The 20,575-nt window shown below is 61.5% G+C and carries 20 protein-coding genes; 6 read left to right on the top strand and 14 right to left on the bottom strand.

All coding sequences use genetic code 11. From position 1 onward, the window contains the following. The first annotated feature begins 101 nt into the window (after positions 1-101). Positions 102-1,172 carry a DNA integrity scanning diadenylate cyclase DisA gene (disA, locus tag AS189_RS03265; RefSeq protein WP_062286319.1) on the top strand — a complete coding sequence of 357 codons (1,071 nt, stop codon included), beginning with the start codon at positions 102-104 and terminating at the stop codon, positions 1,170-1,172. Between the two features lie 37 nt (positions 1,173-1,209). Here the strand turns inward: disA and AS189_RS03260 are convergent, their stop codons facing one another. After that, entirely contained in the window at positions 1,210-1,881 is a 672-nt protein-coding gene (locus tag AS189_RS03260) for a hypothetical protein (RefSeq protein ID WP_082634018.1), read from the bottom strand. A gap of 282 nt (positions 1,882-2,163) precedes the next feature. Between AS189_RS03260 and AS189_RS03255 the strand changes: the two genes are divergently transcribed. Together AS189_RS03255 and AS189_RS03250 are read left to right on the top strand one after the other, a co-directional pair. Then, complete coding sequence (locus AS189_RS03255; RefSeq protein WP_129587135.1) at positions 2,164-2,424, top strand: helix-turn-helix domain-containing protein; 261 nt, start codon at positions 2,164-2,166, stop codon at positions 2,422-2,424. Between the two features lie 83 nt (positions 2,425-2,507). Then, positions 2,508-3,455: an A/G-specific adenine glycosylase gene (locus AS189_RS03250; RefSeq protein WP_062286317.1), complete on the top strand. Its 948-nt coding sequence runs from the start codon at positions 2,508-2,510 to the stop codon at positions 3,453-3,455. Between the two features lie 191 nt (positions 3,456-3,646). On the opposite strand, the gene dhaM is transcribed toward AS189_RS03250, so the two are convergent. The 9 genes from dhaM to AS189_RS03210 form a co-directional block, all read right to left on the bottom strand. Next, positions 3,647-4,339, bottom strand: coding sequence for a dihydroxyacetone kinase phosphoryl donor subunit DhaM (gene dhaM, locus AS189_RS03245; protein WP_062286316.1), 693 nt, complete (start codon positions 4,337-4,339; stop codon positions 3,647-3,649). Further along, positions 4,336-4,980, bottom strand: a complete 645-nt coding sequence (gene dhaL / locus AS189_RS03240; protein WP_062286315.1) for a dihydroxyacetone kinase subunit DhaL — start codon at positions 4,978-4,980, stop codon at positions 4,336-4,338. Before dhaL ends, dhaM begins: the two co-directional genes overlap by 4 nt. Further along, positions 4,981-5,982, bottom strand: a complete 1,002-nt coding sequence (gene dhaK, locus AS189_RS03235) for a dihydroxyacetone kinase subunit DhaK (protein WP_062286314.1) — start codon at positions 5,980-5,982, stop codon at positions 4,981-4,983. Positions 5,983-6,139: 157 nt separating this feature from the next. Beyond that, positions 6,140-6,661, bottom strand: coding sequence for an amino-acid N-acetyltransferase (locus AS189_RS03230; protein WP_237759959.1), 522 nt, complete (start codon positions 6,659-6,661; stop codon positions 6,140-6,142). A gap of 247 nt (positions 6,662-6,908) precedes the next feature. Further along, entirely contained in the window at positions 6,909-9,401 is a 2,493-nt protein-coding gene (locus AS189_RS03225; protein ID WP_062286313.1) for an ATP-dependent Clp protease ATP-binding subunit, read from the bottom strand. Between the two features lie 194 nt (positions 9,402-9,595). Further along, entirely contained in the window at positions 9,596-9,931 is a 336-nt protein-coding gene (locus tag AS189_RS03220; protein WP_062286312.1) for a histone-like nucleoid-structuring protein Lsr2, read from the bottom strand. Positions 9,932-10,027: 96 nt separating this feature from the next. Continuing rightward, on the bottom strand, positions 10,028-10,180 hold the full coding sequence (locus AS189_RS20375) for a hypothetical protein (RefSeq protein WP_193393506.1): 153 nt from the start codon (positions 10,178-10,180) through the stop codon (positions 10,028-10,030). Positions 10,181-10,194: 14 nt separating this feature from the next. Beyond that, positions 10,195-11,643, bottom strand: coding sequence for a lysine--tRNA ligase (lysS, locus tag AS189_RS03215; RefSeq protein ID WP_062286311.1), 1,449 nt, complete (start codon positions 11,641-11,643; stop codon positions 10,195-10,197). A gap of 201 nt (positions 11,644-11,844) precedes the next feature. Continuing rightward, a complete protein-coding gene (locus tag AS189_RS03210) occupies positions 11,845-12,885 on the bottom strand; it encodes a LacI family DNA-binding transcriptional regulator (protein ID WP_062286310.1) in 1,041 nt (346 codons plus the stop codon). A gap of 171 nt (positions 12,886-13,056) precedes the next feature. Here AS189_RS03210 and AS189_RS03205 point away from each other — a divergent pair, with 171 nt between their 5' ends. The 3 genes from AS189_RS03205 to AS189_RS03195 are packed head-to-tail and all read left to right on the top strand — an operon-like array spanning position 13,057 to position 16,399. Next, positions 13,057-14,031, top strand: a complete 975-nt coding sequence (locus AS189_RS03205) for a nucleoside hydrolase (RefSeq protein ID WP_062286309.1) — start codon at positions 13,057-13,059, stop codon at positions 14,029-14,031. 23 nt (positions 14,032-14,054) lie between these two features. After that, positions 14,055-15,455, top strand: a complete 1,401-nt coding sequence (locus AS189_RS03200; RefSeq protein WP_424581526.1) for an MFS transporter — start codon at positions 14,055-14,057, stop codon at positions 15,453-15,455. Next, complete coding sequence (locus AS189_RS03195) at positions 15,452-16,399, top strand: ribokinase (protein ID WP_062286307.1); 948 nt, start codon at positions 15,452-15,454, stop codon at positions 16,397-16,399. Before AS189_RS03200 ends, AS189_RS03195 begins: the two co-directional genes overlap by 4 nt. A gap of 133 nt (positions 16,400-16,532) precedes the next feature. Here the strand turns inward: AS189_RS03195 and AS189_RS03190 are convergent, their stop codons facing one another. From AS189_RS03190 to AS189_RS03175, 4 genes are all read right to left on the bottom strand, one after another. Then, entirely contained in the window at positions 16,533-17,534 is a 1,002-nt protein-coding gene (locus AS189_RS03190; protein WP_062292844.1) for a 4-phosphopantoate--beta-alanine ligase, read from the bottom strand. A 67-nt stretch (positions 17,535-17,601) separates the two neighbouring features. Then, positions 17,602-18,528 carry a Rossmann-like and DUF2520 domain-containing protein gene (locus tag AS189_RS03185; RefSeq protein ID WP_062286306.1) on the bottom strand — a complete coding sequence of 309 codons (927 nt, stop codon included), beginning with the start codon at positions 18,526-18,528 and terminating at the stop codon, positions 17,602-17,604. Then, the gene (locus AS189_RS03180) at positions 18,518-20,086 is read right to left on the bottom strand and encodes a PH domain-containing protein (RefSeq protein ID WP_082634017.1); all 1,569 of its coding nucleotides are present in this window, start codon (positions 20,084-20,086) and stop codon (positions 18,518-18,520) included. The genes AS189_RS03185 and AS189_RS03180 overlap by 11 nt, the downstream gene beginning before the upstream one ends. Then, positions 20,083-20,544 carry a PH domain-containing protein gene (locus tag AS189_RS03175; RefSeq protein ID WP_237760035.1) on the bottom strand — a complete coding sequence of 154 codons (462 nt, stop codon included), beginning with the start codon at positions 20,542-20,544 and terminating at the stop codon, positions 20,083-20,085. Before AS189_RS03175 ends, AS189_RS03180 begins: the two co-directional genes overlap by 4 nt. Positions 20,545-20,575 lie beyond the last annotated feature (31 nt).

Below are 20,575 nucleotides of genomic sequence, written 5' to 3'. Positions count from 1 at the left end.
GCGCAACTAGTCGCATGGAAGCGGAAAAATGCCTACCGTTCACACTATTATGGGCATTGTGACTCGTGCGGATTCCCGCGCTTGAAAAGAAGGAACCGCCCATGCTTCGCAGCCCCGAAGAGGCCTTGAAAGCCACTCTTGCCCGTGTCGCGCCGGGAACGCCGCTGCGTGATGGGCTGGAACGTATTCTTCGTGGCCGCACGGGCGCTCTCATTGTGCTCGGTTCCGACAAAACCATTGAAAGCCTGTGCTCCGGCGGCTTTGAGATCGGCATCGATTTCGCCTCCACAAGTCTGCGGGAACTGGCCAAAATGGATGGTGCCATTGTCTGCGACAAGGATGCCACCAAGATTTTGAGGGCGGCTGTGCAGCTGGTCCCGGACCCCAGCATTGAAACTCAGGAATCGGGCACCCGGCACCGCACAGCTGAACGCGTAGCCATCCAGACGGGTGTTCCCGTGGTTTCCGTCAGCCAGTCCATGCAGATCATTGCCCTCTACGTTGGCGGTCTGCGCTACGTCCTTGAAGGTTCCGAGAAGGTTTTGGCGCGCGCCAACCAGGCCCTCGCCACCTTGGAACGGTACCGGGCGCGGCTGGACCAGGTAACAAGCTCCTTGTCCGCGCTTGAAATCGAAGCCATGGTTACTGTCCGCGATGTTGCCGTCACCCTGCAGCGTCACGAGATGGTGCGCCGCATCTCCGAGGAAATTGCTCAGTACGTTCTGGAACTCGGCGTGGATGGGCGCTTGTTGTCACTGCAGCTGGAGGAACTTTCAGCCACTCGCGGCTCCGGCGCAGACATGGTGATCCGCGACTACACGGATCCGGAGACCACCGACGTTGACCTGGCAGTTGCTGCCCTGCAGGACATTGACCAGGCCGATCTCATCGACTTGAGCTTGATAGCCAACGTTGTTGGTCTGACATCAGGCAACGATTCCCTCGACGGCATCATTCAGCCGCGCGGCTACCGTCTGGTCTCGGGCCTCAAAGCAGTCCCGCGCGCCATTGCGGGACGCCTGGTTGACCACTTTGGTGGCTTGCAGAACTTAATGGCTGCGACGATTGACGAGCTCATGATGGTGGATGGAATTGGCGAGCTGCGGGCCCGCAATGTTCGCGAGGGCCTCTCCCGCATCGCCGAGGCCAGCCTGTTGGACCGCTTCCTCTAAAACTGCCGGCAGAAACTGCTCACTGGCACTTACGCCGCTACTGCAGTGTGAAGGAAACTTTCTCGCTGGACCATTTCCCCAACGTTGCCACGAGAGCATATGTGGCCCCGCCACGTCCCGGCACGGATACTACTTTGGCGCAATCCGGCGCAGTGCGGTTCAACTGCCACACCATGTTGGCTTTTTCTGATTCACCCGGCGCCAGGTTCTTCACCAGATCCGTGGCGTTCGCTTGGCAGAACTTTGAGTTGAAAATAATGTCCTCACCACTGGTGATCACGAATTCCATTTGACTCGTGCCCACGTTGATGTCGCAATTAGCCTTGCCGGAATTGGTGACCTGCAGGGTCAGGACAGGCTTTTCGTCTGCGGCGTAGCTTGGTTTATCGACACTGGCATTGACCTTGATCCCGGCCTCGTCGCACACGGCCGACGGCGGAGTCCCCGCCTTAGCGGCCGACTTCGCCTTTTCGGTGCCGCTATTAGCCACCGTGCCGCCTTGGGCGGCACCTTGAGATCCGGCTCCGAGCAGGCCCGCTACAAAGAATCCGCCAGCAACCAGGGCCCCAATGACCAGCAGTGCCATGACTACTGCCACGAGGCGGCGGCGCCGATACACCTTGGCAGAAACTTTAGCTGTGCTGCCAGGCCTGCCAGCGGGCGCAGCAGAAGACCCCTTGCCACGACCGGTATTCCCTGTAGTTCCCACAAACTCAAGCCTATCGAAGCAACTGGCCCACCCGGACCAACCACGCCGTCAGGCATTGGGTGGCGCAAACTACCCAAACTACCGGGTTCCGGTCCCGGGTGCCAAAGCTGAACATACTGCTCGTGGCAACGGTGCCGTACTCCTTGCCGATACTTGCAGGTTCTACGTTCAGCGTCGCCTCACGCTCATCACCTGAAGGAGACTTATGGCCAAAGTGCCGCTGGTAGTATCACAAGGCAGCCAAGGTGTGGACTATAACCCACATGAATCGAGGGGCCCAACGTGCATATTCAACCCGACTTCCGCGCATTTGGGGAGAATCTCCGCAAGCTTCGAAAGGAAAAAGTCCGGCTAACCCAATCGGAGTTTGCCCTTTACGTCAACATGGACCGCTCCTACATCAGCGGACTCGAATGTGGGCACGCCAACCCGTCCCTGGATATCATCGTCAGACTCGCTCACGGTCTGGGCGTCCACCCGGGCGAGCTACTCAAGCCGCTACCGAAGGTACCGTTACTAAGCAACGGTGAACCGGCAAGCTGACCGCCATGCAAGCCCGCTCGCCCGCCATCTGCGCCGTCCATCCTGCCCCTCATATCAGCCGTCCACCCGTTCCAAGGAAATCCATGCCAGTCACAGTTTCACCCAACGTGCCGCCCACCGAACTGCACAAAGTCATCAACACCTGGTTCCAGGACGGTGCCCGGGACCTGCCGTGGCGCCGCAACTGTTCGGCGTGGGGAATCCTGGTCAGCGAGATCATGCTGCAGCAAACACCGGTGGTCCGGGTGCAGCCGGTATGGGAGCAATGGCTGGAGCGTTGGCCCACACCCGCTGACTTCGCTGGCGCCCCGGCCGCTGATGTCCTGCGAGCCTGGGGCAAGCTCGGCTACCCGCGGCGGGCCTTGCGCTTGCACGCTGCCGCCGCGGAAATTGTTGCGAAGCACGGCGGCACCGTCCCCGACAGCTATCCGGAACTTCTGGCGCTTCCCGGTGTGGGGACGTACACGGCCGCCGCGGTTGCCGCGTTTGCTTTTGGCCGGCGCACCACTGTGGTGGACACCAACATCCGCCGCGTCCATGCCCGGCTCGTCATTGGCCAAGCCCTTCCGGCCCCGGCTCTTACGGCGGCCGAGACCACTCTGGCTACGAATTTGCTGCCCGAGGATGACGCCGAGTCGGTCCTGTGGAATGCCGCGGTGATGGAACTGGGCGCTGTCATCTGCACAGCCCGCAGCCCCAAGTGCGGGCAATGCCCGGTCTTGGAGCAGTGCGCCTGGATTGCCGCCGGCCAGCCCGAGCCCACCTACATCCCCAAGGGTCAGCCTTGGGCTGGCACGGACAGGCAGGTGCGCGGCGCGGTGATGGCGGTGTTGCGGGCGGCCAGTTCACCGATCCATGCAGACCTCTTGTGGGACGCGGAGGCCGCACAGCTTCACGCCGAGGTGGCTCTGGAGCTGGGCAAACTCCACAAGTTGAACACCCACGCACCTCAGCTGGAGCGCGCCCTCGCTGGCCTGGTGGTAGACGGCCTCGCCCAACTCTCCGAAGCCGGCTACCACCTGCCCAGCTGACAGCGAAGGCCACAAGCGAAGGACCAAAGCGAAAGCCCGGGAAGGCGCACGAGGCGAGGCGCACGGAAGAGGCAGGGGACAGTTCCCGGAGCGGGGATGGATTTTCCCCGCACGGTCCGAGGAACGAGGAACGGGCGAGGAAATCTTACTGCCCGCGAGGGAACTGTCCCCTGCCGACCCCACCGGAAGCGTCAGAGCTCGCCGAACCCGGCTTCCACTTGGCTGCGCACCAGGTCAACGGCGCGCTGCGCGTCGGGCCCTGTGGCCGAAACGTTCAGCTCAGTGCCCTGCGCTGCGCCGAGCGTCATCAACATCATTACCGACTGCCCGTCCACGCCGTTGACCTCAATGTCCACATCCATGGCCCCCAGCTGCCCGGCCAGAGCAGCGGCCGGGCGAGCGTGCAGACCCATGGGGTTGATCAGGGTGAGCAGCGCCGTCACGGCCCCGTCGGCCTGAGGTTCGCCTGCTGGATGCTCGACGGCGGTCACCGCACCAGTGGCGTGCGCGGGGGCAAGTGCCGTCTCGGCGGCCTTGCACACAACATCGGCCGAGGCGCCCGATTGGGCTGAGACTGCTGCCGCAATGGCGCCCTCAACCAGGGGCGCATCGGCCAGCAGTACCGTTTCCGGACTACCCAAAAATTCCAGGGCGGATTCGGCGGTCATGACAGCCGAGCCAAGGTCGGTGAGCACCACGGCACCGGCTCCGGTATCGGCCAGCCCCATCGCGGTCATGACCTTTTCCAGCGAGGTCCCAATGCCGCCGTCGTCCATCCCTCCTGCGGCAACCAAGACCACGTCGGGGGCCATCTGGGAAGCCAGTTCAACCACGCCAGCCGCCAGCTTTTCGCTGTGCGAGACGATGACTAGCCCCACGCTCATGCGCCATCCCCGGCGGCGTGGACGGCGGCACGCAAAATGAGCGCCGACGAGGCGGCTCCGGGATCGCGATGCCCAATGGCCCGCTCCCCCAAATAGCTTGCCCTGCCCTTGCGCGCAATGAGCGGATCGGTGGAGAGCGCCCCGGCTTCGGCGGCCGTGGCGGCAGCGTCCAGTGCGGCCGCCGGATCCGTGCCAGCTGCCGCTGCGGCAACCGCCGCCTCGACAGCAGGAGTCCACGCATCAATCATGGTTTTCTCCCCTACCTCGGCCTTGCCGCGGGCAACAACACCGTCGCGCGCCGCGGTCAGGGCCGCCGCGAGCATGTTGACATCCAGCTCAGTGGCATCGCCAACAGCCGTTGCGGCACGTAAGAACGCCGTGCCATACAGTGGCCCCGCAGCCCCGCCCACCTTCGACATCAAGGTCATGGCCGCCAATTTGAAGGCGGCACCAGGAGTGGCGGGCGGCTCGGCGTCGAGCTTCTCAAGGATGGCACTGAAGCCGCGGTCCATGTTCTCACCGTGATCACCGTCCCCAATGGCTCGGTCGAGTTCAATCAGGGCCATTCGGTTTTCCGCGATAACCTCGGCGGAGAGTCGCAGCCAGCGTTGCGCCCAGGCAGCATCAAGTATGTGGCTCATTTACATCCCCCATCGCAGCGCCGGAGTATTCACCGGAGCGTCCCATAATTCGGTCATTTCATCATCCAGGCGCAGCACCGAGATGGAGCAGCCCTGCATCTCCAGCGCCGTGATGTAGTTGCCCACCAGCGAACGCTCCACCACCAGTCCTGCTGCTTCGAGCACCTTGGCTGCGTGCCGGTAGACAATGTAGAGCTCACTGGTGGGCGTGCCGCCCATGCCATTGACGAACAAGAGCACCTTCTCGCCAGCGTTCGGCTTGAGGTCAGCGAGGATCGGTTCCAGCAGGTGATCTGTGATGGAGTCGGCGTTTTCCATCGGAATGCGGCGCCGTCCGGGCTCGCCGTGGATGCCAATGCCAATCTCAATCTCGTTCTCGGCAAGGTCAAAACTGGGAACCCCGGCGTGCGGGACGGTGCAGGCGGACAGGGCCACGCCCATACTGCGCACGTTGTCGTTGACGCGCTGCCCAATGGCGGTGACGGCGTCGAGATTGTCCCCGCGCTCGGCAGCAGCGCCGGCGATCTTCTCGACCAGGACGGTTCCGGCCACACCGCGGCGCCCTGCCGTGTACAGCGAATCCTCCACGGCGACGTCGTCGTTCACCAGGATGGTTCGGACACTGACGCCTTCGGCTTCAGCCATCTCGGCTGCCATCTCAAAGTTCAGCACGTCACCGGTGTAGTTCTTCACAATGTGCACTACTCCGGCACCTGCGTTTGCGGCGATGGTGGCCGGGATAATCGCATCCGGTGTGGGCGAGGTGAACATGGCACCCGGGACAGCCGCATCGAGCATGCCGAAGCCCACGTAGCCTGCGTGCAGCGGCTCATGCCCGCTGCCACCGCCGGATACTAGGCCCACTTTCCCTTCTCGGGGTGCGCCCTTGCGCGTGACAAACAATGGATCGGGGTGGACGGTTACATGATCAGCATGCGCCTGACCGAACCCTTCCACCGATTCATTTACTACTGTCTTGGGATCATTGATGAGCTTTTTCATGATAGAAACTCTCCGAATCACAGCGATTGGTGGCGGGCCGGCCTCACTGCCGCCCACTGTGAACACTACCGGGGCGAAACGGCAGATGGTAGGGACGTCCGGGGCGATTCGTGGCCCTTTCCAGCCTCGGGCTGACCGGGGCCAGAGCCGGTTTTCTTCAGAGCTGGCAGATCATCCTGGTGTTCCCCAACGTGTTGGGTTTTACACGTGCCAGATCCAGGAATTCTGCGATGCCTTCATCGGCGGAACGCAGCAGCTCCGAGTAGACATCCGGGTCCACGGGGCTCTGATCAGCCATGACGGTGAACCCGTTGCGGATAAAGAAGTCCACTTCAAAGGTCAGGCAGAAGACGCGGTTGACGCCCAAGGTCCTGCCATTGGTCAACAGCTTCTCGACGATGGCGCGGCCTACTCCCTTGCCTCGCCAGGAATCGGCGGTGGCCAGTGTCCGGATCTCGGCCAAGTCTTCCCACATGACATGGAGAGCACCACAACCAACAGTCTCTCCGTCCACCTCAGCAATCCAAAACTCCTGGATGGCTTCAAAGTACGTCACCGACTCTTTTGAGATCAGAATTCGGCGCTCGGCCAAAGGCGCTACGAGGCTCTTGATCGCCTGCACATCTGAGGTGCGGGCGGGCCGGAGGACAATGACGGGGGCAGAAGATTGAGAACTCACCGTTTTAGTCTATGACTCACGACCGGTGCCGGGTGACGCGACGCTTGCGGACGAGCCCCTGACCGTCGAGGTAGCCGGTTAACGCCGAGAGTCGTGTTCCCTCTCCGTATTCTCGACGTTTACCGGCTACCTCGACGCGGAGGGCGAGCAGGCGGAGGGAATTCGGGTGAGACGGGTGAGGGAACACAAAACGGCACCCACCCCGTGTGGGGAGGGTGCCGCCGTCGTGCTTTAGTGCGAAGGAACCTTAGGCCGAGGCCGTGATGGCTTCGGGGATGTTCGGCTTGGCCGTGCCCACAAACGTGAACTTGGCGTCGTCACCCTCGCCCTCAACACCGACCGTGACAATGTCGCCGTCCTTGAGCTCACCGAACAGGATCTTCTCGGAGAGGTGATCCTCGATCTCGCGCTGGATGGTGCGGCGCAGCGGCCGGGCACCCATGGCGGGATCGTAGCCCTTGGTGGCGAGCAGGATCTTGGCGGCAGGCGTGAGCTCGATGCCCATGCCCTTATCAGCCAGGCGGCCTTCCAAGCGTGCAACCATCAGGTCGACGATCTCGATGATCTCGTCCTGGGTCAGCTGCGGGAACACCACCACGTCATCCACACGGTTCAAGAACTCGGGGCGGAAGTGCTGCTTGAGCTCCTCCGAGACCCGGGCCTTCATCCGGTTGTAGCCCGTCTGGGTGTCCGTGCCGGACTGGAAACCGGTGGCGATCGACTTGGAGATATCGCGCGTTCCCAGGTTGGTCGTCATGATGATGATGGTGTTCTTGAAGTCCACCACGCGGCCCTGGCTGTCGGTCAGGCGACCGTCTTCCAGAATCTGCAGCAACGAGTTGAACAGATCGGCGTGAGCCTTCTCCACCTCATCGAAGAGGACCACGGAGAACGGACGGCGGCGGACCTTCTCGGTCAGCTGCCCACCCTCTTCGTAGCCAACGTATCCGGGAGGTGCACCGAACAAGCGGGACACCGTGTGCTTCTCGGAGTACTCGGACATGTCGAGCGTGATGAGTGCGTCTTCGTCACCGAAGAGGAACTCGGCCAGCGCCTTGGCCAGCTCGGTCTTACCAACACCTGTGGGGCCGGCAAAGATGAACGAGCCACCAGGACGCTTGGGATCCTTCAGACCCGAACGGGTCCGGCGGATGGCCTGCGAGATGGACTTGATGGCCTCATTCTGACCCACCACACGCTTGTGCAGCTCGTCTTCCATCTTCAGCAGACGCGTGGACTCGGCCTCTGTCAGCTTGAAGACCGGGATACCGGTGGAGTTCGCCAGAACTTCGGCGATGAGTTCCTCGTCGACCTCGGAGATCTCATCGAGGCCTCCGGACTTCCACAGGCGTTCCTTGTCGGCACGGGCGGTGATGAGCTTCTGCTCGTCATCGCGCAACGACGCGGCACCCTCAAAGTCCTGGGCGTCAATGGCGTCTTCCTTGCGCTTCTTGACGGCAGCAATTTCACCGTCCATGGCCTTGAGCTCTGGCGGAGCAGTCATGCGACGGATGCGCAAACGCGCACCAGCCTCATCGATCAAGTCAATGGCCTTATCCGGCAGGAAACGGTCACTGATGTAGCGGTCAGCCAAGGTGGCAGCCGCCGTCAGGGCGCCGTCGGTGATCGAGACACGGTGGTGTGCCTCGTAGCGATCGCGCAGGCCCTTGAGGATCTCAATGGTCAGCGGAACTGTGGGTTCGGGCACCTGGATGGGCTGGAAACGGCGCTCAAGAGCGGCGTCCTTCTCAATGTGCTTGCGGTACTCATCCAAGGTGGTGGCACCGATGGTCTGCAGCTCGCCACGAGCCAACATGGGCTTGAGGATCGAGGCAGCATCGATGGCACCCTCAGCGGCACCTGCACCCACAAGGGTGTGGATTTCGTCGATGAAGAGGATGATGTCGCCGCGAGTGCGAATTTCCTTCAGGACCTTCTTCAGGCGCTCTTCGAAGTCACCGCGGTAGCGTGAACCAGCTACCAGCGAACCCAAGTCAAGGGTGTAGAGCTGCTTGTCCTTGATGGTCTCGGGCACGTCGCCGCGCACAATGGCCTGAGCCAAACCTTCAACAACGGCAGTCTTACCAACACCTGGCTCACCAATCAGCACGGGGTTGTTCTTGGTGCGGCGAGAGAGGATTTGCATGACGCGTTCCATCTCATGCTCGCGCCCAATGACCGGGTCAAGCTTGTTTTCCCGGGCTGCCTGGGTCAGGTTCCGGCCAAACTGGTCCAGAACAACTGAGCCGGCAGGCGTACCTTCGGGCTGCTGGCCACCGCCACTGGCGGCAGGTTCCTTGCCCTGGTAGCCGGACAACAGCTGGTTGACCTGCTGGCGCACACGGCCCAGATCAGCACCAAGCTTCACCAGTACCTGCGCGGCAACGCCTTCACCTTCACGGATCAGGCCGAGCAGAATGTGCTCGGTGCCAATGTAGTTATGGCCGAGCTGCAGGGCCTCACGCAGCGAAAGTTCCAGAACCTTCTTGGCGCGCGGGGTGAACGGGATGTGCCCGCTGGGTGCCTGCTGTCCCTGACCAATGATTTCCTGAACCTGTTCACGGACACCGTCCAGCGAAATGTTCAGGGACTCCAAGGCCTTGGCGGCAACACCCTCACCCTCATGGATGAGGCCGAGCAGAATGTGCTCGGTGCCAATGTAATTGTGGTTGAGCATGCGGGCCTCTTCTTGGGCCAGCACAACAACACGTCGGGCTCGATCAGTAAATCGCTCAAACATTTCGCCACACTCCTTTTACTGCGTACTTTGATGCTACGCAGTACCCGGGCCTAATGGGGGCGTGTTCGCCACAGGGGAAATAGCAAGTTCATTCCTGCGCGGCACTGTTGCTTTTAACGTACGACGGCGACACCGCCTCAGCTGAGGTGATGCCGCCGTCGCGCTGCCCTGATCTAGGGCGAAAAACTCTGCTGCTAGTTACCCTGAGCGGCGTAGTAAGCGTCGCGGATCTCAGCCTGGATGCGTCCTCGCTCGTGCACTGTGTAGCCATTGTCACGGGCCCAGGCGCGGATCGCGGCTACGTCGCTGCCAGCCTTCGGGGCGGCTGCGGGACCGCGGCCCCGTACTGCCCGGCCACCAACGCGGCGTCCGGCAGAAATGTACGTTGCCAGCGCTGAGCGCAATGCTTCAGCGTTATCGGCGGAGAGGTCAATTTCGTAATTGATACCGTCCAGCCCAAACGTGACATTCTCGTCGGCTGGGCTCTGGTCAATATCGTCCACAAGTGTTATGTGAATTTTCTGTGCCATGGGGAGTTTTCGCCTCACATAGTTTTAATGAATACTTCTCACTAAATTATGGTGTGAAAGTTCATTCACGTCAAAGTTTAATTATTGACGCTTAAACTAAGAGCCGGTTTCATCCTTGACATCAGCTTCATGTTCGGCCCGTGCCAACGCGTCACGTTCTAAACGATCAGCGTTGAATATCGCCTTCATGGCGAAGTAAAAAAGCGCACCGACACCCAATGACGGAAGGATAACTGCAACGTATTCCATATTCTTTGTTACTCCTACTCTGGCTTCATCAAGGGGAAGAGAATGGCTTCACGAATTCCCACGCCGGTGAAGAGCATTACCAGACGGTCCACGCCGAGTCCTAGACCACCCATGGGCGGGGCGCCGTATTCCAGGGCCCGCAGGAAGTCTTCATCTAGCTGCATGGCTTCAGGATCTCCGGCTGCCGCCGCCAGCGACTGCCGGGTGAGGCGTTCGCGCTGAATGACAGGGTCAACCAGTTCGGAGAATGCGGTTCCGGTCTCCGTGCCGCCAATAATCAAATCCCAAGCCTCAATGAGATTGGGCTTGTCCCGGTGCTGGCGGGCCAAGGGCTGCGCCGACGGCGGGTAATCACAAACAAAGGTGGGCTGAATTAATGTCGGCTCCACAATTTCGCCAAAAAGTTCGGTGACCAACTTCTCAGCATCCCAGGCCGAATCAATCTTGATGGCCCGCTCTTGCGCAATGGCACGCAATTCATCAGCCGTTGTCTCCGGGGTAATTTCCTTGCCAACGGCATTGGAAAGACCCTCGTAGACGGGCAGCCAGGGCCATTCGCCGTCGAGGTTAATTTGACCGTGATCGGTTTCAATGACGCGTGAACCAACGGCATCTGCGGCGGCAAGAATAATGCGCTGCATGGTTTTTGCCATGGTGAATTGGTCGCCATAAGCCTCATAGGCTTCCAGCATGGTGAATTCCGGGCTGTGCGTTGAATCAACGCCTTCGTTACGGAAGATTCGACCTACTTCAAATACCTTGTCCATGCCGCCAACCACTGCACGCTTAAGGAAAAGCTCAATGGCGATACGCAAGGTCATGGGCTGATCAAAAGCGTTCATGTGCGTGCGGAACGGGCGGGCTGAGGCGCCACCGTGGACCAGCTGCAGAATGGGGGTTTCAAGCTCAATGTACTCTTCGCCGTGGAGCGTATCGCGGATGGCCTTAACAATGGCGGAGCGCTTCTTGACCTGTTCGCGAGCAGTGTCACGGACAATCAAGTCAACGTAACGCTGGCGGACGCGCATTTCCTCGGAGAGTTCCGCGTGCAAGACGGGCAACGGGCGCAACGCCTTGGAGGCCATGGCCCATTCGGCAGCCATGATGGAGAGCTCACCGGTCCGGGAGCTGATGATTTCGCCCTTGATGAAGACGTGGTCGCCCAGGTCAACCAGTGACTTCCAGTTGGCCATCGCTTCTTCGCCCACATTGGCCAAGGACAGCATGATCTGCAGGCGCACACCTGTTCCGGCTTGCAGTGTGGCAAAGCACAGCTTGCCCTTGTTGCGTACGTACACAACACGGCCCGTAACGCCGGCAATCTCACCGGTTGCGGTGTCCGCTTCCAGTTCGGGGTATTTGGCCCGAATTTCTTCTAGAGTGTGGGTCCGGGCCACCCCAACCGGGTAGGCCTGCTCGCCTCGTTCAAGCAATTTGGCTCGCTTGTCCAACCGGACGAGCATTTGCTCAGAGACGTCACTGGGTTCAGGGGAAAGGGTATTTTCTGGGCTCACGATTCACAAGTTTAGTTGGTGAATCTGGGTGTACGCTCCGTGGCACCTTCAAGCCTCCTGCCGAGTCGCCCACACTCGGGCTCTGCACCGGGAAGCAACGCCCCCTTGGACATTGGCATCCAGGCTGGACCGTTGCCCTGGACCGCTGCCCTAGATCGTTGCCACTGTGGAGCCTCGAACCACCAGAGTCGCTTCAAGCACCACAGGTGTTGCCACCACATTTTCTCCGCCAATTACTTGCAGCAGCGCCTTTCCTGCCAGACGCCCCATTTCCATGGCTGGCAGGTGCACCGTGGTGAGCCCCGGGCTGGACGTCTGCGAATACGGCAGGTCATCAAAACCTGTGACGGCAAGGCTCTGCGGCACAGGCAGGCCCACAACGCGGGCTTCTTGCAGGACGCCGTATGCCTGGGTATCTGTGGCACAGACGATGGCCGTTACCCCGGCCGCTGACCATTGTGGCCACGCTTGGGCGAAGGTCAGCGCCGCCGCTCCCACATCGATGGTTGTTTGCGTCTCAGCCACCACGTCGCAGCCCAGGGCTGCAGCTTCCGCGCAGAAGGCCGCGCGTCGCAGCCGAAACGTTTCGGTCGCGGTGGAGCTATCAAGGTAGGCAACGTTTCGGTGCCCCTGCCCCGCTAAATGCTGGGCCAGCAAACGGGCCCCGCTTGCCACGTCGAAGTTCACGGATGGCAAGTCTTCGCTAATGCCGGCCGTATCCAACAACACCATGGGTTCCGTTGCTTGGAGTTCGGCGAGGAACCGTGCACTGGGCGCATCAATGAGCAGTCCGGCGGGGCGCAAGGCCAGCAGACGCCGCACGTCTTCGGAATTCGGCGTTTGTCCAGCATCAGTCACGGACAGCAGGAGGGCATACTTCTGGCCGATGACTTCCCTCAGACCCGCAATGACCTTGGCATAAAAAGGGTTTGAAACGTCCGGAGCAACCAAAATCACAATGTTACTGTGCCCCTTGGCCAGGGAGCTGCCCAGACCATCAACCACGTAACCCAGCTCCCGCACCGCCTGCTCAACCTTGGCGATGTTCTCCTCGGAGACCCGCCCGGCAGTCTTGCCATTGGTCACCAGGGATACCGTGGCCGCCGAAACGCCCGCCCTAGCGGCAACCGTGGCGGCCGTGACGCGGCGATTGCCGTTCTTGCGGGCGGTGGCTGATGATGGCGGCTGCATGGATCGATCGTACCGGCGCCGAGGAAGATCATCGCAACCACAACAGATCAAGCGCTTGACGAGAATCACGTTAAGCGCTTGACGTTGCCTTGGTGTGGTGCCACACTTGGTTACCGTGCCTCGCCGGGAAACTCCGGAGCCGCCCCAACGACGTGGAGAAGAAAAAAGACTATGGAACAGCACAACGCCCCAGCCACCGCGCCCCGCAAGATCATTCTTGACTGCGACCCTGGGCATGACGATGCGGTGGCTTTGCTCTTGGCCCACGGCAATCCCAACATCGAATTGCTTGCCGTGACCACCGTGGTGGGTAACCAGACACTTGAAAAGGTCACCCGCAACGCCCTGAGCGTGGGAACCATTGCCGGCATCACCGGTGTCCCCTTTGCTGCAGGCTGCGACCGCCCCCTGGTGCGCAGCATCGAGACGGCACCTGACATCCACGGCGAATCCGGCATGGATGGCCCGGAGCAGCCCGAGTCAACGATCGAGCTTGACCCGCGCCACGCCGTCGACCTCATCATTGAAACCATCATGGCCCACGAACCGGGCACCGTAACCCTGGTCCCCACTGCGGGACTGACAAACATCGCCATGGCCGCGCGTAAGGAACCGCGCATCGTTGAGCGGGTGAAGGAAGTTGTCCTCATGGGCGGCGGCTACCACGTGGGCAACTGGAGCCCGGTCGCCGAATTCAACATCATCATTGACCCCGAGGCCGCACATATCGTGTTCAACGCCGGCTGGGAAGTTGTCATGGTGGGCCTTGATTTGACCCACCAAGCACTGGCTACTCCCGAGGTGGTTGCCGCCATTGAGGCCGTAGGCACCAAGCCGGCCAAGTTCGTCATGGAGCTGATGGAATTCTTCACCCAGACGTACAAGGATGCCCAGGGCTTTGACTACCCGCCGGTCCATGACCCGTGCGCCGTCGCCTATGTCATTGACCCCACCGTCATGACCACCGTGAAGGTGCCCGTCGACATTGAGCTCACTGGCACACTGACTCTCGGCATGACCGTGGCCGATTTCCGCGCCCCCGCCCCCGCCGACTGCAAAACCTCCGTGGCCGTGACACTGGACCACGCAAAGTTCTGGAACATGGTCACCGACGCACTCGTTCGCATTGGTGAGGTCGACGCGTGAGCACCGCAACTAAATCCGGCATCATGAGCAAATCTGGTAACATCACCGCCTTGATGGTGGCGCTGCTGACAGCCTGTGTGGCCTTCCAGCTCAACGCCTCCATGCTCAGCCCCGCGCTGGTCACTATGGGCGAGGAACTTAACGCCAGCCAAGCCTCCATTGGCCTGTCTCAGACCTGGTTCTTCACCGCGGCCGCCGTCTTCTCCCTGTTCCTGCCGCGCCTGAGCGACATCATTGGCCGCAAGAAAGTCCTGATCGGCATGATGGTCATGATGGGCGTTGGCTCCATCATCTCCGCCATGGCCCCGGATATTACCTGGCTCTTCGTGGGACGCATCATCCAGGGCGTCAGCGGCCCCACGGTTCCGCTGTGCCTGATCATGCTCCGCTCAGCTGTCAAGGACCCCAAAAAGTACGGGGCACTGATGGGCCTGATTACCGCCGTCAACGGCGGCATCGCCGGCATTGACTCCTTCGTGGGCGGCTACTTTGCCGAGCACTTTGGCTTCCGCAGCATCTTCTGGCTCATGGTGGTCATTGCCGCAATCGCCACTTTGCTGATCGTTTTCCTCGCCGGGGAATCCAAGCCCGGCGAAGGCACCAAGATGGACTGGCTGGGTGTGTTCTTTATTGTCATCGCCGTGGGCGCCCTGCTCACAGCCTTGAATGAGGCCACCAAGTTGGTGGGTGGCATCACCGCCGTTCCGCTGGTGACCTCACTGGCTTTGGCACTGCTCGCCGTGCTCGCTTTCATGGCGTTCTGGCGTGTGGAAAAGGTCTCCTCACACCCCATGGTTGAGATTGTGCACCTGCGCCAGCGCTCCACCTGGGCTCCTTTGCTGACCACTACCTTGACCATGACGGGCATTTTCGCCGTCATCAACGGCATTGTGCCTGCGTTTGTGCAGGCTACCGATCCCGGTTTTGGTATTGGCGCCACGCAGATGAGCTTGCTGATCCTGACGCCTTACGCCCTGCTGGGTTGGCTTTTTGGCCCCTTCACAGGTCGGCTTGCGCCGGTTATTGGTTACACCATCATGTTGCGGGTGGGGCTGCTGGGCAGCATGGCCGCGCTGGCCATCATCGGCTTCCTCGGACTCCACAACCTGGGCTGGATGATCGCCGGCACCGTGCTGTTGGGCATCATGTACGCAGGTACTGTGAACATCATGCTCAACGGCCTTGGTGTGGTCCTGTCTCCGGCGGGAAACCCCGGATTTCTGCCGGGCATGAACGCCGGCGCCTTCAACCTCGGCGCCGGGCTCAGCTTCTTGGTCCTGCCGGCAATTCTGGTGGCCACGGCCCCACTGGGCGGCCACGGCTCCTACCTGACTGTTGTAATCGTGGCTTTGGCTCTCACCGGCGCAGCTTTTGCGGCCTCGCTGTTGGTGCCCAAACCTATTGACGCGGAGGTTGCACCATGAGTGCCAAAATAGTTGTTGCCGGCTCCCTCAATGCCGATCTGACCATCTACTGCGATAGGTTGCCCAACCCCGGCGAAACGCTGCACGGCAATGGTTTTTCGGTCAATCCGGGCGGCAAGAGCGCCAACCAGGCTGTTGCGGCGGCCCGGATGGGCGGCCAGGTGACCCTCCTCGGCGCAGTGGGCGAGGATGCCAACGGCGAGATGCTGCTGGCTTCCGCTGCCAGTTCGGGTGTCAATACTGAACACGTCCGGCGCGTCACCGAGCCCACCGGCGTCGCCGTCATTTCTGTCGATGCCCAGGGCGAGAACACCATCATCATTTCTGCTGGCGCCAATGCCACGCTCCTGCCCGCCCACATTGACCCGGCGGTGTTTGCCAGCGCCACTGTCCTCTGCCTGTGTTTGGAGGTGGCCCCGGAGACTGTGCTGGCTGCTGCACAAACCGGGCACGACGCCGGAGCAACAGTTTTGTTGAACCTCTCGCCCTACGCTCCCATCGCCGAGGAGTTGGCGCAGCTGGTGGATGTGTTGCTGGTCAACGCCCACGAGGCCTCGGCTTTCCTTGACGGTTTTGCCATGCCAGCGTCCGGTGCACCGGCAGAAGCCTGGCACGGGGCAGTGGAAAGCTTTGCCGCGCGCGGACTGTCCAAGGTGCTGGTGACACTCGGTGCGGCTGGCTCTGTGGTGCTGGATTCAACCAACGCTTCGGCGCCCGCGGTATTGATTGCACCGACAAAGGTGAACGCCGTAGACACCACAGGCGCCGGCGACGCTTTCACAGGCGCCGTCGCGGCCCGCTTGGCTGCGGGCGATTCACTCGTGGATGCTGCCCGGCAGGCCTCGGTGGCAGCCGCGCTGGCCACCACCAAGCGCGGCACCCAGGCGGCTTACCCTCTTTTGGAGGATGTGACGGCGCTGCTTTCCGCCGCGCAATCCAGCTAAGCCAGCTGAGCGACTTTGCTTCTGCGTTCCGTTAAGTCAGAACCATGCGCAGCTCTTGGAGCAGCGCATGGTTCTTTCTTAACCGAGCGCAGCTTCAAAGTGGGATGGGGCGGGTCAGGCTGAGCTTAGCGGTTCAGCCCAGCGGCATGTTGTCAATGAGCCGCACCGGGCCCACCTTGGCAGCAACCAGGACCAGCGCTTCCCCCGTGAACGGGGTGTCCTGACAGTTTTCTGCACGGACCTGAAGTGTCAGCGGATCCACCACTTCCAGGTAGTCCAGTTCCACGCCCGCAGCACTGTCAATCAAAGCCTGCGCCGAGGCAATATCGAGTGGTTCGTGGGCATCTGCGTGGCGCTTCAGGAGCCGCAGCGCACGCGAGAGAACCAGTGCGGAGTCCCGCTCCTGCGCTGACAGGAAGCGGTTCCTGCTGGAGAGAGCCAGCCCGTCGTCGTCACGCACCGTGGGGACCGCCACGATGTCCACCGGGAAGTTCAGGTCAGCCACCATCTTGCGGACCAACGTCAGCTGCTGAGCGTCCTTCTGGCCGAAGTAGGCCCGGTAGGCAGGGCGAACGGCAGCATCCATTCCCAAACCTTCGGAACCGTCTCCCTCCCCGGCAGCCGCAGCTTTGTACGCCAGCCCGCCGTCAGGCATGGCTGTGTGCAGCAACTTCGCCACCACAGTGAGGGCGCCGTCAAAGTGCCCGGGGCGTGAGGCTCCCTCATACAAGTTGCCTATCGCTCCCGCCGTGACCCGCACCATGGGCACACCGTCGGGGTACATCTCCTGAACCGTCGGAGCAAACATGAAGTCCACCCCAGCCTCGCTGAGCAAGGCCAGATCCGCCTCCGTGGTGCGCGGGTAGCGTGCCAGATCCGAGGCGTCACCGAACTGCAGCGGGTTGACGAACACGCTGGCCACCACCACCGAGTTTTCCGCTACGGCAGTCCGTGCCAAGGTTGCATGGCCGTGGTGCAACGCGCCCATGGTGGGTACCAAGCCCAGGGTGCCGAGCTGGCGACCTGCAGCCTGGCCGTCCTGGCTGTCCTGGCCATGCTGCGCTGCTCGCAGGCGTAACAGGGCCCCTGACTTTTCCCGTAGTTCTGCAATCGTCGTCACCAGCACGGTGCTCATGGTCTTCACTCTCTTCACTGCTAAAAAATTTGTTCTGTGCGAAATTTGTACTGCGCGCCAGGCCCGTCTACGTGACGGGAGCGCCTGGGCTGGGTTCGCCGTCGTCGTTGCGCAAAGCCGCTTGAATACCAAGATACGCCTCCGCGGAAAGCATCCGCCGCTTAGCAGCCCGGGCTGCAGTGCTGGCAGACATGGCCAAGTAGGCGTCCAGCACATCCGAGGACGAGGTGTCCAGTGCGTACTCGCGCAGGGCGGCGGCATGAGCTGCCACAGTTCCGGCATCACCTCGCGCCACCGGACCAGTCAGGGCAGACTCCCCCGACATCAGCGCATTATCCAAGGCAGCACGTAACAGCGGCCCCAACATCTGGCTGGTGGATTCCACGCCAATGTCAGCCAAAATCTGTGCTGCCTGAGCCACGAGCGTGACCATATGATTCGCCGAATGCGCCAGTGACGCGTGGTAGAGAACACGGTCGGCCTCGGCAATAACCACCGGCTCAGCACCCATTTCAACCACCAATGCCTGGGCGATGGGCAACATGGCCGGATCCGCCGTGACGCCAAAACAGCAGTCGGACAAGCGTGCCAGGTCCAGGCTCATGCCGGTGAACGTCATGGCAGGATGCAGGGCCAAAGGAATGCCGCCAGCTGCCTTGACCGGAGCCAGAACCCCCGTGCCGAATCGCCCTGAGGTGTGCGCCACCAGCTGCCCGGCCTGCCACGCACCCGTGGCGGCAAGGCCGGTCACCAGATCGGCGAGGGCATCATCGGGGACGGCCAACAGGACCAGTTCCGAACGCTCCACAATGTCCGCCACGTCAAGGACCGGAACACCGGGCAGCAACAGTTCTGCCCGATCCAGGGAAGCTTCGGACACGGCAGAAACACCCACCACGGCGTGCCCGGCACCGCGCAGCGCAGCCCCTAGGACGGCACCAACCTTGCCTGCTCCAATGATTCCAATGCCAAGGCGGCCCGGCTTAATCGCCATGGTGTTGCTCCTCCGGGAGTGCTTGTTTAACTTCAAGCCATTTTTCGCTGCGTTGGATTCGACGTGCTGTTGCGGCGCGGGCTGATTGCTCATCGAAGAGTGCCAGACCGTTGGCGGTTGAGAGATGATGCACGCGGGGACGGATAGGCCCCACGGTGGAATGCAGTTCAAAGTTCACCAGACCCAGACGGGCCATGAGTGGTCCTTGACGCAATCCCAACGACTGGGTGCGCTCATGCGGCACCACCTGCAAGCTGCGGAAGAACCGGCCGCGGCGGCACAACAGCGCGGTTGCGGTTGCACGGAAAGCGTTATGGCGCCAGGAGATGGGATCAACCCACCGTGCCGTCCGTGGCGAGTGCACAAAGCCCTCATCGGGACCCACCCCGCGCAGGCCGGCCGCGAACATGTCAAAGGGCCGTTCCACCCCTGGGTCAGGGAACACCAAACCCAAAACGGCCATCACTTCAGCCTCCGTGCCCACGGGAAGGACAACACTGCGGGAACTGCCCGAGCTGTCATCGCCATATCCAGCTACGTTGACCTGCACGCGATACCAGCCAAAGGGCCGCCACACAGGCCCCTGCGAAATACTCACAGCTTGGACGCGACCCGGCGGGATGGTCTGAGACCGGGTTTCCAACAGACCATAATGCAGCCGGACGCCGTCGGGCGATGAGGCGACGCGGAAATTCAGATCGTTCGTGATCGTCTTCCAGTAGGAAGCAAAGACACCAATGAATAGCGGAAAAAAGCCGAGGAAAATAGCGAACTCGCCAGTTCGCGTAACGGCCACAACGGCTACCGCAATGAAAATCACCGACACCACTGTGGTGCTGCTAAAAAATGCGGCGCCAATGATTCGCCGAGGTGGCAGTGCCAGGACTTGAGTTTCCGGCGCCTCTTGGACGTCCATGGGCTGATCCGGATCCATGGTCACGCCAGCGGCACGGGCCAGAATCGCCGCACGCAGCCGCTTGGCCTCCGCGAGCTTGAGGAAGGAGAGCTTGATGGCCGATTTCCCGCCGTCGGCCACGTCAAACTTCAGCTCGGCGAGCCCGAAGGCACGAGCCAAGAGCGGCTGGATCACGTCAATGGCCTGCACCCGGTCAATGCGGGCACGGCGCTGTTGGCGGAAGATGATGCCCGAGTTGATGTGCACATTCTCATCGGTGACCTGATAGCGCGTAAAACGCCACGACAAGAAAAATGCCACGCCGAAAATGACGACGGCGGCGCCCACCACGATCAGGATGAACAGCACCGGTGTCCCTCCGGTCACGGATTCGCCGTCCTGCCATCCGCCAGAGAAGAGCGAGTCTAGGGAGTTTCTGCCAAAAATGAAGATGACGGCGGCCACGGCGATCCAGCCACGGACAAACGGCGATACCGGGTGGACGCGGTGCCAGGTATCAGCGCCGTCGGTGGCGAAACCCTCTGGCGCAGCGGGCTCCGGAACGGCAAATGTAGCGGCGGGCGCAGCGTGCTCCGGAACGGAAGCCTCGGACGCACTAGGTGCCTGCTGCGCTCCGGGCTCCTGCGGTAATTGCTCGCTCACAAGCCAGCCAATTTTGCCTCACCGCGGGCGGTGAGCTGTTCACGCAGCCTAGCTGCCTCCGCTGCGGGGAGGCCGTTGAGCAGCGCGTTGGTCCCTGGGGAAGCTGTGTGCAGGTGAATGGTACTCAGGCCCAACATCCGCTCAAGAGGGCCCATGGTGACATCCACGTATTGCATGCGTCCGTAGGGCACCACCATGACCCTGTGGAACAGGATGCCACCACGAATCAGCAAGTCTTCATCCCGTTCGGCGTAGCCAATGGCGCGCACTTGCCGTGGAATCAGAATCATTTCCCACCCGACAATCACCACCACAATGGCCGGGGCAACCCATGCCAGCCACGCCGGGTAGCCGGCCCACACCCCGCTTAAATGCAGGATCAAGGGCACCATGGTGATGGCCAAGAAGATGAGCGCGCCAATTCCGGCAGAGATGAACCGGGCGGTGATGAGTTTCATCGAGACGGGCAGAAAATTCACTCCGACAGGA

The organism is Arthrobacter alpinus (genome assembly GCF_001445575.1).
Classification (GTDB): domain Bacteria; phylum Actinomycetota; class Actinomycetes; order Actinomycetales; family Micrococcaceae; genus Specibacter; species Specibacter alpinus_C.
This window is presented reverse-complemented; position numbering and strand designations above follow the sequence as displayed.

Coding starts and splice junctions, on each gene's coding strand:
- disA (WP_062286319.1), top strand. CDS start 102: ATGCTTCGCAGCCCCGAAGAGGCCTTGAAAGCCACTCTTGCCCGTGTC.
- AS189_RS03175 (WP_237760035.1), bottom strand. CDS start 20,544: ATGAAACTCATCACCGCCCGGTTCATCTCTGCCGGAATTGGCGCGCTC.
- AS189_RS03200 (WP_424581526.1), top strand. CDS start 14,055: ATGAGCAAATCTGGTAACATCACCGCCTTGATGGTGGCGCTGCTGACA.
- dhaM (WP_062286316.1), bottom strand. CDS start 4,339: ATGAGCGTGGGGCTAGTCATCGTCTCGCACAGCGAAAAGCTGGCGGCT.
- AS189_RS03205 (WP_062286309.1), top strand. CDS start 13,057: ATGGAACAGCACAACGCCCCAGCCACCGCGCCCCGCAAGATCATTCTT.
- AS189_RS03195 (WP_062286307.1), top strand. CDS start 15,452: ATGAGTGCCAAAATAGTTGTTGCCGGCTCCCTCAATGCCGATCTGACC.
- AS189_RS03225 (WP_062286313.1), bottom strand. CDS start 9,401: ATGTTTGAGCGATTTACTGATCGAGCCCGACGTGTTGTTGTGCTGGCC.
- AS189_RS03190 (WP_062292844.1), bottom strand. CDS start 17,534: ATGAGCACCGTGCTGGTGACGACGATTGCAGAACTACGGGAAAAGTCA.
- AS189_RS03185 (WP_062286306.1), bottom strand. CDS start 18,528: ATGGCGATTAAGCCGGGCCGCCTTGGCATTGGAATCATTGGAGCAGGC.
- AS189_RS03250 (WP_062286317.1), top strand. CDS start 2,508: ATGCCAGTCACAGTTTCACCCAACGTGCCGCCCACCGAACTGCACAAA.
- lysS (WP_062286311.1), bottom strand. CDS start 11,643: ATGCTCGTCCGGTTGGACAAGCGAGCCAAATTGCTTGAACGAGGCGAG.
- dhaL (WP_062286315.1), bottom strand. CDS start 4,980: ATGAGCCACATACTTGATGCTGCCTGGGCGCAACGCTGGCTGCGACTC.
- AS189_RS20375 (WP_193393506.1), bottom strand. CDS start 10,180: ATGGAATACGTTGCAGTTATCCTTCCGTCATTGGGTGTCGGTGCGCTT.
- AS189_RS03210 (WP_062286310.1), bottom strand. CDS start 12,885: ATGCAGCCGCCATCATCAGCCACCGCCCGCAAGAACGGCAATCGCCGC.
- dhaK (WP_062286314.1), bottom strand. CDS start 5,982: ATGAAAAAGCTCATCAATGATCCCAAGACAGTAGTAAATGAATCGGTG.
- AS189_RS03220 (WP_062286312.1), bottom strand. CDS start 9,931: ATGGCACAGAAAATTCACATAACACTTGTGGACGATATTGACCAGAGC.